The following is a 12141-nucleotide window of genomic DNA, read 5'->3' as shown; positions in this document are numbered from 1 at the left end:
GGCCGGACCGCACGCCCCCGGCACGGGGGCCGTCGCGCCGCGCCGGTTCAGAGCCAGCCCTGCCGTCGGGCCGCCCGCACCGCCTCCATGCGGTTGCGGGTGCCCGTCTTGCCGATCGCGGAGGACAGGTAGTTGCGGACCGTGGACTCCGAGAGGTGCAGGACGGCCGCGATGTCCGCGACCGTCGCGCCGTCCACCGAGGCCGCCAGCGCGTCCCGTTCGCGGGCTGTCAGGGGGTTCGGGCCCGCGCCGAGGGCCGCCGCCGCGAGCGCCGGGTCGACGACCGTCTCGCCCCGCAGGGCCTTGCGGACCGCCTCGGCCAGCTCCTCCACCGGCCCGTCCTTCACCAGGAACCCGGCCGCCCCCGCCTCCATCGCCCGCCGCAGATAGCCCGGCCGGCCGAACGTCGTCAGGATGAGGACCCGGCAGTCCGGCACCTCGTCCCGCAGGTCCGCCGCCGCGTCGAGCCCCGAGCGCCCCGGCAGCTCGATGTCGAGCAGCGCCACGTCCGGCCGCGCCACGAGCGCCGCGTCCACGATCTCGTCCCCGCGCCCGACCTGCGCGACCACCTCGATGTCCGGCTCCATGCCGAGCAGCAGGGCCAGCGCCCCGCGCATCATCCCCTGGTCCTCGGCGAGCAGGACCCTCACGGACTTTCCCGGGCGGTGGTCCCGCGGCATCTCGGTCACGGGGACCAGGGTAGGGCGTGCGCGGCCCCGGGATAGGGTGGGCGCGCCCCGGGGGGACGGGGCCGGAATCCGTGGAACTTCGTACGTATGGGGTGGGGAAATGCCCAAGCACCGGCTGTCCAGAAAAGGCCGCTACATCGCCCTGGCGACGACCGGCGTCGTCGTCGTGGCCGGCGCCGGGATCGCGGCGCAGACCTCGATGGCCGCCCCCGCGTGGCCCGCGCAGAAGACCTACACCGGCCGGGCGTTCGATGCCTGCACGGCGCCCTCGCTCGCCGCGATGACGGCGTGGAAGAAGGACGCCCACTACGGCGGCGTCGCCGTCTACATCGGCGGCAAGAACCGCGGCTGCGCCCAGCCCAACCTCACCCAGCCCTGGGTGAAGTCGGTCAGCAACCTCGGCTGGCGGATCATCCCCCTGTACGTCGGCGCCCAGCCGCCCTGCCAGAAGAGCCTGAACAAGGAGCGGTTCACCGCGGCCACCGCGGCCTCGGTCGGGGCCGCCAACGCCAACGACGCGATCGCCAGGGCCGCCGCGCTCGGCATGAAGCCCGGCAGCCCGATCTACCTCAACATGGAGTCGTACGACATCGCCGACAAGGCCTGCAACGACGCCACCCTCGCCTACGTGCGCTCCTTCACCAAGACCCTGCGCGCCAAGACCTACCGCGCCGGGCTCTACGGCTTCAGCACCTCCAGCGCCAAGGCCATCGCCACCGCCAAGGACCGCACGGACCTGCCGGGCAACCTCTGGTACGCCCTGTGGAACGGCCAGGAGACCACCACCAAGGACTGGCCCTGGGACCCGAAGCTGTACACCGACCACAGCCGCGGCCACCAGTACAAGGCCAACAGCAAGGAGACCCGCGGCGGTCACACCATCAACGTCGACCGCAACGCCTGGGACGCCCCGGTCGCCATCGTCGGCTGACCGGACCGTCAGCAGCGGCCGGCCCCCGCCTCCCCGGGGCCGGCCCCCGACCCGGGCGTCTCCACGGGGAGTTCCGCGACGACCCGGAAGCCGCCGCCCGGGGCCGGTCCCGACTCCAGCGTGCCGCCCGCCGCCGCGAGCCGCTCGCGCAGGCCGCGCAGCCCGCTGCCCGGACCGCCCGGTCCCGGCCCGGCGGCCCCCGGCCCCGGCCCGTCGTCCGGCCCGTCGCCCCGGCCGTCGTCGGTGACCGTCAGACGGGCCCGGCCGGCCGCCGGGCCGGAGACCTCGACGACGCAGCGGGACGCCCCGCTGTGCCGCACCGCGTTCGTCACGGACTCCCGCACCACCCAGCCGAACAGCGCCTCCGCCGCCGGTTCCAGGAGCGGCCCCGAGCGGCGCACGACCGGCTCGATGCCCGCCGAGGAGAGCGCGTCGCGCGCCCGGTCCAGCTCGGCCGCCAGACTGCCCTCCCGGTAGCCGGTCACCGCCTCCCGGATCTCGGTCAGTGCCTGTCTGCCCACCGACTCGATGTCCGCGACCTGCGCCAGGGCCGCGTCCAGGTCGTGCGGGGCGAGCCGCCGGGCGGCCTCCGACTTCACCACGACCACCGAGAGCGTGTGGCCCAGGAGGTCGTGGAGGTCGCGCGAGAACCGCAGCCGCTCCTTCTCCACCGCCGTCCGCGCCAGCTCCTCCCGGGTCGCCCGGAGCTCGCGGACCGTCTCGTTCAGGGCGAGGATGGCCGCCGTCACCATCACCGAGATGAACGTCCCGTACACGACCCCGAACGAGTCCCAGCCGTCCCGCCAGAACGTCACCGCCGCCACCCCGGCGACCAGCGGGAAGGTGATCCGGGACAGCAGCCTCCCGCGCCGCACCACCGCCCCCACCGCCAGGCCCAGGAGCGGGAAGAGCAGCAGCCACTCCCGGCCGTAGCCGATCGCGAGCCCGAAGGTGAGCACCGCGAGCGCGCCGAGCAGCCACCAGGTCAGCGGCGCCTCCCGGACGCGCGGGTCGAAGGCGCGCAGGACGATCGCGATGTACAGGGAGTTGAAGGCGAGCAGGCCCAGGCCGCCGATCCACGGGTTCGGGGCCTCGCCGCCGAGCAGGTGCGAGAGCGCGCCCAGGCCCATGAGGAGCCAGGGGAGCAGGCTGAGCCCGCTCGGCCCCCGCTCGCGCAGCCTCTCCCTCCGCCGCCGCCGGATCTTCATGGATGCCCCCTCGACTCCCGTGCCCGTCACGCCGCCCGTGCCGAACGACGGTACGAGACCGCCGCGTACGCGCCGAACAGCGCCGCCCAGCAGGCGAGCACCGCCAGGGCCGCCGCCGTCGGCGCCCGCCCGTCGGTCACCGCCACGCCCAGCTCCGCGAAGCGGTTCGTCGGCGTGTACTCCGAGAGCGTCCGGAGCCAGTCGGGGAAGAGCACGACCGGGAACCACAGGCCGCCGACGACCGCGAGCCCCAGGTTGCAGGCGACGTTGACAGCGCCGGTGGTCTGGGCCGTGAGCCGGTAGCCGTTGCCCATGCCGAGCAGGGTGAAGGGCAGCGAGCCGAGCCACAGCGTGACGGCGACGGCCGCCCACTGCCAGACCGCCATCCGCACCCCGTTGGCCAGGCCGCCCGCGAGCAGCACCCCCGCGATGGCGGGCAGGACGACCACCGAACCGGTCAGGGCCCGGCCCGTCACCACCTGCCGGGGCGTCATCGGGGTGATCCTCAACTGCCGCAGCCAGCCGGTGGACTTGTCCTCGGCGATCCCGGTGCCGAGGGAGAGCGCGGCGCCCAGCGCTCCGTACGCCGCCATGCCGACCATCGCGGCCGTCCGGTACGCGCTGTCGTCCGCGCCGCCGAGGTTGGTGAAGAGGAGGTACATCAGCACCGGGACGCCGACCGTCGAGATCGCGAATCCGGTGTCGCGCAGGGTGCGGCGCACTTCGAGGCGTACGTACGCGGTGATCATCGGGTCGTCTCCAGGGTCGTGAGCGGCTTCGGAGCGGAGGGCTTTCGGGTGAGGGCGAGGAAGGTGTCGTTCAGGGAGGCCGGGGCGACCTCCAGGCCCCGGATCGCGTCCCGCTCCGCCAGCGCCCGGACCGTCGCGTCGGAGTCGGTGGTCCGGAGCCGGGCGCGGTCGCCCCGGATCTCGTACGAGGTCACGCCGGGCAGCGCGTCGAGCGGGCCGGCCGGGCCGCCGGCCAGGTCGAAGGAGACCAGGCTGCCGCCGGCCGCCCGCTTGAGCTGTGCGCTCGTGCCGTCGGCGGCGACCCGGCCGGCGTCGAGGACGACGATCCGGTCCGCGTACGCGTCGGCCTCCTCCAGGTAGTGGGTGGAGAACAGGACGGTGTTGCCCCGGCGGGCGTAGCCGCGCATCGCGTCCCAGAACTCCTGCCGGGCCTCGACGTCGAGGGCGGCCGTCGGCTCGTCCAGGACGATCAGCTCCGGGTTCCCGGCGAGGGCGACGGCGAACCGGACCCGCTGGACCTGGCCGCCGGAGAGCCGGTCCACGCGCCGGCCGGCGAGGCCGGTCAGACCGGCGAGCGCCAGGGCCTCCGCGACCGGCATCGGTGCCGGGTAGGTGCGGGCGACGAAGCCGACCAGCTCACGGACCGTGACCCGGGGGACCGGCCTGCCCTCCTGGAGCATCGCCCCGACCCGCCCGGCCGCGACGGCACGGGCCGGCGGCCCGCCGAAGAGCTCGACCCGGCCGTCGTCGGGCTCGTCGAGGCCGAGGAGCAGGCCTATGGCGGTGGACTTGCCCGCGCCGTTGCGCCCGAGCAGGGCCACGGTCTCGCCCCGGCGGACGGTGAGGTCGAGTCCGTCGGCGGCGCGGACGGTCCCGTACGTCCTGGTCACGGCCCGGAAGGCGATCGCGGACTCACCGGCCGGGCCCTGCTTCTCTCGCGTCTGCTGCTTCATGACCACGACGTTACGGAGAGTGAGGGCCGTCTCGGTAGGCCGTTATGTACGCGTCCGACGGTGACAAATGTCCTGGGGGTCGGTCCCGTAGGGGTTCTGACGTGCCGTCGGCGAGGCTTCCCAAGCCCTGCCGCCTCGGCTATACAGGAGGGCCACTGAACTGGAACGCGTTCTAGTGCGATCGCGGTCCGGAGCCCCGCGTTCCGGGGCGATCCCGTGAGGAGCAGCAGCCCGATGCCCATCGACGCAGCCAAGGCCGTCGCCGCCGAACCCCGCAGCACCGAGATCGCCTGGGACCACAAGGACGTCCAGCTCTACCACCTGGGCCTCGGCGCGGGCACGCCCGCCACCGACCCCGCCGAACTCCGCTACACCCTGGAGTCCCGGCTCCACGTCCTGCCCAGCTTCGCCACCGTCGCGGGCGGCGGCATGGGGATCGTCGACGGCCTCTCCGCCCCCGGCGTCGACGTCGACCTCATGGCCGTCCTGCACGGCGCCCAGTCGATCACCCTCCACCGCCCCCTCCCCACCGGCGGGCGCGCCGTCTCCACCTCCCGCGTCGCCGCCGTCCACGACAAGGGCAAGGCCGCCGTCCTCGTCCTGCGCTCCGAGACCGCCGACGCCGACGGCCCGCTGTGGACGAGCGACGCCCGGATCTTCGTGCGCGGAGAGGGCGGCTGGGGCGGCGACCGGGGCCCCTCCGACCGGCTCGCCGTGCCCGACCGCGCGCCCGACCGGACCGTGGAGCGCCCCGTACGCGAGGAACAGGCCCTGCTCTACCGCCTCTCCGGCGACTGGAACCCGCTGCACGCCGACCCGGAGTTCGCGGCCCTCGCCGGATTCGACCGGCCCGTCCTGCACGGCCTCTGCACCTACGGGATGACCCTCAAGGCCGTCGTGGACACCCTCCTCGACGGGGACGTCGCCCGCGTCCGCGCGTACCGCGCCCGCTTCGCCGGGATCGTCTTCCCCGGCGAGACCCTGCGCATCCGGATGTGGACCGTGGAGGGCGGCGTCCAGGCGACGGTCACGGCGGCGGAGCGCGACGACGCCCCCGTCCTCGCCGACACCTTCGTGGAGCACGCGTAGGGCGACATCTTCCTGGAACACGCGTAGGGCGACCGGGAACGACACCGCGTGTAGGGCGACCGGGAACGGCACCGCGCGTGGGGCGACCGGGAACGACGGAGGGCCCCGGGATCTCCCGGGGCCCTCCGTCTCACTCCGCCCGCCCGGTCAACCGGACGCCCCGGTCACTGGGCGTCCGGTTCGCGGCGGTGGCGGCCGTGCGGCGAGGACGAGGAGTCCTCCGCCGGCGAGGCCTCGCCGCGATGCCGTCCGGAGCCGTGCGACTGCGCACCCTCCGTGTTCACTTCCTCCATGCTGTGACTCACCCCGTGGAAATCGTTCTTGCGTGCGGCCCGAAAGTCTAGTCAGCCGGCCGGCGGTCCGTCAGGGGAGCCTGCTGAAGCGGTACGGGACGGCACACCCGGGGCTCCTCGGGGACCGTCACCGGCTCCGGTGCGGGCTCCGGCTCGGGCGGCGGCTCCAGGGCCGCGAGCCCGCACGGCGTCCCCGGCGTCGCGTACGGCAGCCGCAGCACGCCCCCCGGCGTCCACAGGCCCGTGCCGGCCAGCCAGCCCGGCGGGGCCGCCAGCTGGTCCATCCGGCGGGACGAGGGCCGCCAGGTCCCCACCCAGCTCCCGGCCGCCGCGTCGATCCGCAGCGCCACCGCGCAGTTCTCCGGCATGAGCACCTGCCCCGGCTGCACGGCGAACGGCGTCACCGCCGCGTCGTCGAGCCGCAGGCAGTCCGGGAAGCGCACCGGGAGCAGGCTCCCGAGGACGCCCCAGCCGAGCCGGTCGTGGCCCGGCGACGGCGCGTCGGAGCGGATCAGGAGCAGCCCGCTGTCCGGGTCCGCGAGCAGCAGCCGGTCGTCGCTCTCCTCGGTGATCTGGAGCAGCGGCGTCACCTCCCCGCCCCGCTCCAGGTCGACGGCGACCGCCTTCACGGGGCCGTCGCCGAGCCGCCGGTCCAGGGCGAGCATCCGGCCCGTGCGGTCGAGCCACACCCCGCCCGAGCAGTGGCCGGCGACCTCCGCCACCCGCTCGGGGCCGAAGGCCCCGCCCGCCACCAGCCACAGCGTCGTGGTGTCGGGGCCGACGCACATCGCGTACGCGCAGATGCCGTCCGGCGAGGGCGGGAGCAGCACCAGCCCCTCGGAGCCGGGCGCGTCCACCGAGCCGAGCCGGAGCTCCCCGGTGGCCGGGCCGGTGGGGTAGAGCAGGGAGAAGGAGTGCCGCCGCCCGTCCACGCGGCGGCAGACGAGGACCCGGCCGTCCGCGAGGGGGAGCAGCTGGGTGTGCGGCTCCTCCGGCTGGTCGAGCGGGAGCGGCACGGCGTACGGCTCCGGGCCGTCGAGGGTCCACCTCTCCACGTACAGGGCGTCGCCGACGCCCGCGAGCCCGGCCGCGTACGCGCCGTTCGCCGTGGTCGTGAACCCCGTCGGCCGGCCGCTGCTCCCGCCGTACTTCCCTTCGCGGTCGTCGTCCTCGGCCGTCGTCTCGATGGCACACGCTGTCATCGACTCGTCACCTCCGGCGACGAAGCTAGTTTTCGCACTTCCAGCCGAACAACACGACCCCGCTCACTTCACACATAAGGGTGGCCGTCCGGCGTTTCTGCTGAGCGGGAGAGAGCGGGTGTGCTGGAGTGACCGGCGGTGACCCGGGGTAAGGGGAGCCTAAGTGGAGTCGGCGGCTCCGGCGGTGGGGCGCGACCAGGGGTGCCACCAGGAGCGGGACCAGGACCGGGGCCGGGGGCGGGGGCGGGGTCGTCCACAGGGACCGGAGCCCGGACGGGGTTGTCCACAGGCCAGGGCGGCGGAGCACGCGGGACAGGTAGCCTTTCCCCCGTGCCCCGTCTGTCTGAAGTCATCGCCGAGCTCGACGCCCTCTGGCCGCCCGACCGGGCCGAGCAGTGGGACGCCGTCGGCACCGTCTGCGGCGATCCCGACGCCCGGGTCGGCCGCGTGCTGTTCGCCGTCGACCCCGTCCAGGAGATCGCCGACGAGGCCGTCTCCCTCGGCGCCGACCTGATCGTCACCCACCACCCGCTCTACCTGCGCGGTACGACGACGGTCGCGGCCGGTCACTTCAAGGGCCGCGTCGTGCACGACCTCATCAAGAACGACATCGCCCTCCACGTCGCGCACACCAACGCCGACACCGCCGACCCCGGCGTCTCCGACGCCCTCGCCGGCGCCCTCGACCTGCGCGTCACCGGCCCGCTCGTCCCCGAGAACGGCCTCGGCCGGATCTGCGAGCTCGACCGCCCGGAGACCCTCGCCGAGTTCGCCGCCCGCGCCGCCGCGCGGCTGCCCGCCACCGCGCAGGGCATCCGGGTCGCCGGCGACCCGGACATGCCCGTGCGCCGGGTCGCCGTCAGCGGCGGCTCCGGCGACAGCCTCTTCGACGCCGTGCGGGCCGCGGGCGTGGACGCCTTCCTCACCTCCGACCTGCGCCACCACCCGGTCTCCGAGGCCACCCAGCGGACTCCGCTGGGCCTGGTCGACGCCGCCCACTGGGCCACCGAATGGCCCTGGTGCGAGCAGGCCGCCGCGCAGCTCGACGCGATCTCCGACCGTCACGGCTGGGACCTCCGCGTCCACGTCTCGAAGACGGTCACCGACCCCTGGTCCTTCCACCACACCTCTTCTCCTGGAGCCCCCAACTGAACGCCGCGCCCGCCGACCAGATCCGCCTCCTCGACGTCCAGGCCCTGGACACCCGCCTCCAGCAGCTCGCCCACAAGCGCCGCTCGCTGCCCGAGCACGCCGAGATCGAGGCGCTCACCAAGGACCTCACCCAGCTGCGCGACCTGCTCGTCGCCGCGCAGACCGAGGAGAGCGACTGCGGCCGCGAGCAGACCAAGGCCGAGCAGGACGTCGACCAGGTCCGCCAGCGCGCCGCGCGCGACCAGCAGCGCCTCGACTCCGGCGCCGTCTCCTCCCCGAAGGACCTGGAGAACCTCCAGCGCGAGATCGTCTCCCTCGCCAAGCGCCAGGGCGACCTGGAGGAGATCGTCCTGGAGGTCATGGAGCGCCGCGAGTCGGTCCAGGAGCGCCTGGCCGAGCTGACCGAGCGGGTCTCCGCCGTCCAGGCCAAGACCGACGACGCCACCGCCCGCCGCGACGCCGCCCAGGCCGAGCTGGACGCCGAGGCCGCCTCCGTCACCAAGGAGCGCGAGCTCGTCGCGGGCTCCGTCCCGGCCGACCTGCTCAAGCTGTACGAGAAGCTGCGCGAGCAGCAGGGCGGCGTGGGCGCGGCCCGGCTCTACCAGCGCAAGTGCGAGGGCTGCCACATCGAGCTCAACATCACCGAGCTCAACGAGGTCCGCGCCGCCGCCAGGGACACGGTCGTCCGGTGCGAGAACTGCCGCCGGATCCTCGTCCGCACCTCGGAGTCCGGCCTGTAATGACCTCCGCGCGCGAGCTCGTCGTCGAGGCGGACGGGGGTTCCCGGGGCAACCCGGGGCCCGCCGGGTACGGGGCCGTGGTCCTGGACGCGGTGACGGGCGAGACGCTCGCCGAGGCCGCCGAGTACATCGGTGTGGCGACGAACAACGTCGCCGAGTACAAGGGCCTGGTCGCGGGCCTGAAGACGGCCCGGGAGCTCTTCCCGGACGCCATCGTCCACGTCCGCATGGACTCCAAGCTGGTCGTCGAGCAGATGTCCGGCCGCTGGAAGATCAAGCACCCGGACATGAAGCCGCTCGCGGCCGAGGCCGGCCGGGTCTTCCCGGCGGGCCGGGTCCGCTACGAGTGGATCCCGCGCGAACGGAACAAGCACGCGGACCGGCTCGCGAACGAGGCGATGGACGCGGGGCGGCTCGGCCGCCAGTGGGAGCCCTCCGGCTCCACGGCGGCCCTGGACGCCTCGGCCGCCCGCAACGCCGCCGCCCCGCCCCCGTCGGGCCCGCCCGGCGACGCGCGGGCGGGGGCGGCGCGGGCGCGGGCGGCACTGTCCGGCTCCCCGGCTGCCGGGACCTCCGGCCCGGCGACAACCGGCGCCGCTACGAGTACGAGCGCGGGCACGAGCGCGGGCGCGGGTGCCTGGCCCACCACGGACGACGGCCTGTTCGGCGCCGACGAGGTCACCGTGACCTCGTCCACCCCGGTCGCCTCGGGCGACTTCGAGGCCGAGGCGGGCGTCCTGGCGCCGACGGGCCACGCGGCGGACACGACTGTCGTGGCCGGTACTGGTACTGACACCGGCACCGGCACCGGCACCGGTACCGGCATCGGCACTGGTACCGGCACTGGTACCGGCGCCACGCGGGCCGACGCCTCCGCTTCCGCCCCCGCCTCCGTACAGCCGCGCGGCACCTCCCAGCAGGGCTGGTCCGGACCCGACATGGGCGTGCCCGCGACCTTCGTGCTGCTGCGGCACGGGGAGACCGCGCTCACGCCCGAGAAGCGGTTCTCCGGGAGCGGCGGGACCGACCCCGAGCTGTCGGCGGCCGGGCTGCGGCAGGCCGAGGCCGTGGCCGCCGCGCTCGCCGCCCGGGGCACGGTCCAGGAGATCGTCAGCTCGCCCCTGACCCGCTGCCGCCAGACCGCCGCCGCCGTCGCCGCCCGCCTCGGGCTCGACGTGCGGATCGAACAGGGCCTGCGGGAGACCGACTTCGGCGCCTGGGAGGGGCTGACCTTCGGCGAGGTCCGCGAGCGGTACCCCGAGGACCTCGACGCCTGGCTGGCCTCCCCGAAGGCCGCGCCGACCGGCGGCGGCGAGAGCTTCGCGACCGTCGCCCGGCGCGTCGCCGCCGCCCGGGACCGGCTGACCGCCGCCCACGCGGGCCGCACCGTCCTCCTCGTCACCCACGTCACGCCCATCAAGACCCTGGTCCGGCTCGCCCTCGGCGCCCCGCCGGAGTCCCTGTTCCGCATGGAGCTGTCGGCCGCCTCGCTCTCGGCCGTCGCCTACTACGCGGACGGCAACGCCTCCGTACGCCTCCTCAACGACACCTCGCACCTCAGGTAGGACGGGGAAAACGGGTGGCGGGGAGACCCGCCCCCGTACCACCATCACCGTCCATGACCTGGCACTTCACCGAGGACCCCGCCGCCTTCCGCGCGGCCGCCGGAGCCCTGCTGTCCGCCGAGCCCGCCCGCAACACCGGCGTGCTCACGCTCGTGGACACCGCCGGGCGGCTCGGCTGGTGGACCGAGCCGGACGGGCGGGTCACCGGGGTGCTCGTGGTGACCGAGCCGGGGAAGCCGGTCTTCGGGACGGTGACGCCCGAGGCGGCCCGCGCCCTCGCCTCCCTGCCGGACCTCTTCGGGGGCGAAGGGGTGACCGCCCTGCGAGGCGAGACGGCGGCCGTCGAGGCGTTCGCGGAGGCCACCGGACGCCCCTGGACCGCCACCTTCCGGATGCGGCTCTTCCGGCTCGGCACGCTCACCCCGCCGGACCCCGCCCCCGCAGGACGCGCCCGCCTCGCCACCGCCGCCGACGTACCCCTCGCCGCCGCCTGGGCACGGGAGTTCGTCCGCGACCTCGGCGAGGAGCCGGGGGAGGACTGCACCGGGCCCGTCACGAAGCGGATCTCCGACGGTCGGATGCTGCTCTGGGAAGCGGAAGCGGAAGCGGAAACGGAAACGGAAGCGGAAGAGGCCGACGGACGGCCCGTCTCCATGGCCTGCTTCTCGCCCGTGACCGAGGGCCAGTCCCGCGTCCACCTCGTCTACACCCCGCCCGCCGCCCGCGGACGCGGGTACGCCGCCGGGGTCACCACCGCGGTCACCCGCGCCGCCCGGGACGCCGGGGCCGCGCAGGTCCTGCTCTTCACGGACCTGGCCAACCCCACCAGCAACGCCCTGTACCGACGGCTCGGCTACCGCCCGGTGACCGACCACCTGACCGTCGCGTTCACCGGCCGCTGACGGGCGCCCGCAGGGCCGCCGCCCCGCGCGCGAGCGACTCGACCCGGGCCCAGTCGCGGGCCGCGAGGGCGTCGGGCGGCAGCATCCACGTGCCGCCGACGCAGCCGACGTTCGGCAGGGCGAGGTAGGCGGGGGCCGAGGCGGGCGAGACGCCGCCGGTCGGGCAGAAGCGGGCCTGCGGGAGCGGGCCCGCGAGGGACTTCAGGTACGGGACGCCGCCCGCCGCCTCCGCCGGGAAGAACTTCATGGCGTCCACGCCCCGTTCGAGCAGCGCCACGACCTCCGAGACCGTCGAGACGCCCGGCAGGAAGGGCACGCCCGACTCCCGCATCGCGCCGAGGAGCCGGCCGGTCCAGCCGGGGCTGACCAGGAACCGGGCCCCGGCGCCGACCGCGTCCGCGACCCCGGCCACCGAGACGACGGTCCCGGCGCCGACGACCGCCTCCGGCACCCCGTCCGCGATCGCCCGCAGGGCGTCGAGCGCGGCCGGGGTCCGCAGGGTGACCTCGATCAGCGGCAGCCCGCCGGCCACCAGGGCGCGGGCCAGGGGGACCGCGTCGGCGGCGTCCTCGATCACCACCACGGGGACGACGGGGGCTTCCGGGGCAAGGTCGAACACGCTCGTCATGGCCTCATCCTGTCGAGGGCGAGCGCCAGCCGCAACGAGC

At 75.1% G+C, this 12141-nt stretch carries 12 protein-coding genes; 6 read left to right on the top strand and 6 right to left on the bottom strand.

Going from position 1 to position 12141, the window contains the following annotated elements:
• Positions 1–47: 47 nt before the first annotated feature.
• On the bottom strand, positions 48–680 hold the full coding sequence (locus ADL08_RS10220) for a response regulator transcription factor (RefSeq protein ID WP_053641795.1): 633 nt from the start codon (positions 678–680) through the stop codon (positions 48–50).
• A gap of 109 nt (positions 681–789) precedes the next feature.
• On the opposite strand from ADL08_RS10220, the gene ADL08_RS10215 reads away from it, so the two are divergent.
• Entirely contained in the window at positions 790–1620 is an 831-nt protein-coding gene (locus tag ADL08_RS10215; RefSeq protein ID WP_053641760.1) for a glycoside hydrolase domain-containing protein, read from the top strand.
• An 8-nt stretch (positions 1621–1628) separates the two neighbouring features.
• Here the strand turns inward: ADL08_RS10215 and ADL08_RS10210 are convergent, their stop codons facing one another.
• The 3 genes from ADL08_RS10210 to ADL08_RS10200 are packed head-to-tail and all read right to left on the bottom strand — an operon-like array spanning position 1629 to position 4530.
• Positions 1629–2828 (bottom strand): sensor histidine kinase, encoded by a 1200-nt coding sequence (locus ADL08_RS10210; protein WP_053641759.1) that lies wholly within the window; start codon positions 2826–2828, stop codon positions 1629–1631.
• 26 nt (positions 2829–2854) lie between these two features.
• The gene (locus ADL08_RS10205) at positions 2855–3574 is read right to left on the bottom strand and encodes an ABC transporter permease (RefSeq protein ID WP_107092002.1); all 720 of its coding nucleotides are present in this window, start codon (positions 3572–3574) and stop codon (positions 2855–2857) included.
• Positions 3574–4530, bottom strand: a complete 957-nt coding sequence (locus ADL08_RS10200) for an ABC transporter ATP-binding protein (protein ID WP_107092001.1) — start codon at positions 4528–4530, stop codon at positions 3574–3576. The genes ADL08_RS10205 and ADL08_RS10200 overlap by 1 nt, the downstream gene beginning before the upstream one ends.
• Before the next feature lie 234 nt (positions 4531–4764).
• Here ADL08_RS10200 and ADL08_RS10195 point away from each other — a divergent pair, with 234 nt between their 5' ends.
• On the top strand, positions 4765–5619 hold the full coding sequence (locus ADL08_RS10195; RefSeq protein ID WP_053641757.1) for a MaoC/PaaZ C-terminal domain-containing protein: 855 nt from the start codon (positions 4765–4767) through the stop codon (positions 5617–5619).
• Positions 5620–5959: 340 nt separating this feature from the next.
• On the opposite strand, the gene ADL08_RS10190 is transcribed toward ADL08_RS10195, so the two are convergent.
• On the bottom strand, positions 5960–7114 hold the full coding sequence (locus ADL08_RS10190) for a hypothetical protein (protein ID WP_053641756.1): 1155 nt from the start codon (positions 7112–7114) through the stop codon (positions 5960–5962).
• Positions 7115–7444: 330 nt separating this feature from the next.
• Here ADL08_RS10190 and ADL08_RS10185 point away from each other — a divergent pair, with 330 nt between their 5' ends.
• The 4 genes from ADL08_RS10185 to ADL08_RS10170 are packed head-to-tail and all read left to right on the top strand — an operon-like array spanning position 7445 to position 11473.
• Entirely contained in the window at positions 7445–8266 is an 822-nt protein-coding gene (locus ADL08_RS10185; RefSeq protein WP_053641755.1) for a Nif3-like dinuclear metal center hexameric protein, read from the top strand.
• A complete protein-coding gene (locus tag ADL08_RS10180; protein WP_199836984.1) occupies positions 8263–9006 on the top strand; it encodes a zinc ribbon domain-containing protein in 744 nt (247 codons plus the stop codon). The genes ADL08_RS10185 and ADL08_RS10180 overlap by 4 nt, the downstream gene beginning before the upstream one ends.
• Positions 9006–10571, top strand: a complete 1566-nt coding sequence (locus tag ADL08_RS10175; RefSeq protein ID WP_053641754.1) for a bifunctional RNase H/acid phosphatase — start codon at positions 9006–9008, stop codon at positions 10569–10571. The genes ADL08_RS10180 and ADL08_RS10175 overlap by 1 nt, the downstream gene beginning before the upstream one ends.
• A 53-nt stretch (positions 10572–10624) precedes the next feature.
• A complete protein-coding gene (locus ADL08_RS10170) occupies positions 10625–11473 on the top strand; it encodes a GNAT family N-acetyltransferase (RefSeq protein WP_053641753.1) in 849 nt (282 codons plus the stop codon).
• Here the strand turns inward: ADL08_RS10170 and eda are convergent.
• On the bottom strand, positions 11460–12101 hold the full coding sequence (eda, locus tag ADL08_RS10165) for a bifunctional 4-hydroxy-2-oxoglutarate aldolase/2-dehydro-3-deoxy-phosphogluconate aldolase (RefSeq protein ID WP_053641752.1): 642 nt from the start codon (positions 12099–12101) through the stop codon (positions 11460–11462). The genes ADL08_RS10170 and eda overlap by 14 nt on opposite strands.
• Positions 12102–12141 lie beyond the last annotated feature (40 nt).

Origin of the sequence: Streptomyces sp. NRRL F-6492, assembly GCF_001280125.1 — a bacterium.
GTDB lineage: Bacteria > Actinomycetota > Actinomycetes > Streptomycetales > Streptomycetaceae > Streptomyces.
This window is presented reverse-complemented; position numbering and strand designations above follow the sequence as displayed.

Bases quoted from the DNA above. Each gene is read 5' to 3' on its own strand.
- ADL08_RS10195 (WP_053641757.1), top strand. From the start codon at position 4,765: ATGCCCATCGACGCAGCCAAGGCCGTCGCCGCCGAACCCCGCAGCACC.
- ADL08_RS10210 (WP_053641759.1), bottom strand. From the start codon at position 2,828: ATGAAGATCCGGCGGCGGCGGAGGGAGAGGCTGCGCGAGCGGGGGCCG.
- eda (WP_053641752.1), bottom strand. From the start codon at position 12,101: ATGACGAGCGTGTTCGACCTTGCCCCGGAAGCCCCCGTCGTCCCCGTG.
- ADL08_RS10175 (WP_053641754.1), top strand. From the start codon at position 9,006: ATGACCTCCGCGCGCGAGCTCGTCGTCGAGGCGGACGGGGGTTCCCGG.
- ADL08_RS10220 (WP_053641795.1), bottom strand. From the start codon at position 680: ATGCCGCGGGACCACCGCCCGGGAAAGTCCGTGAGGGTCCTGCTCGCC.
- ADL08_RS10215 (WP_053641760.1), top strand. From the start codon at position 790: ATGCCCAAGCACCGGCTGTCCAGAAAAGGCCGCTACATCGCCCTGGCG.
- ADL08_RS10200 (WP_107092001.1), bottom strand. From the start codon at position 4,530: ATGAAGCAGCAGACGCGAGAGAAGCAGGGCCCGGCCGGTGAGTCCGCG.
- ADL08_RS10170 (WP_053641753.1), top strand. From the start codon at position 10,625: ATGACCTGGCACTTCACCGAGGACCCCGCCGCCTTCCGCGCGGCCGCC.
- ADL08_RS10190 (WP_053641756.1), bottom strand. From the start codon at position 7,114: ATGACAGCGTGTGCCATCGAGACGACGGCCGAGGACGACGACCGCGAA.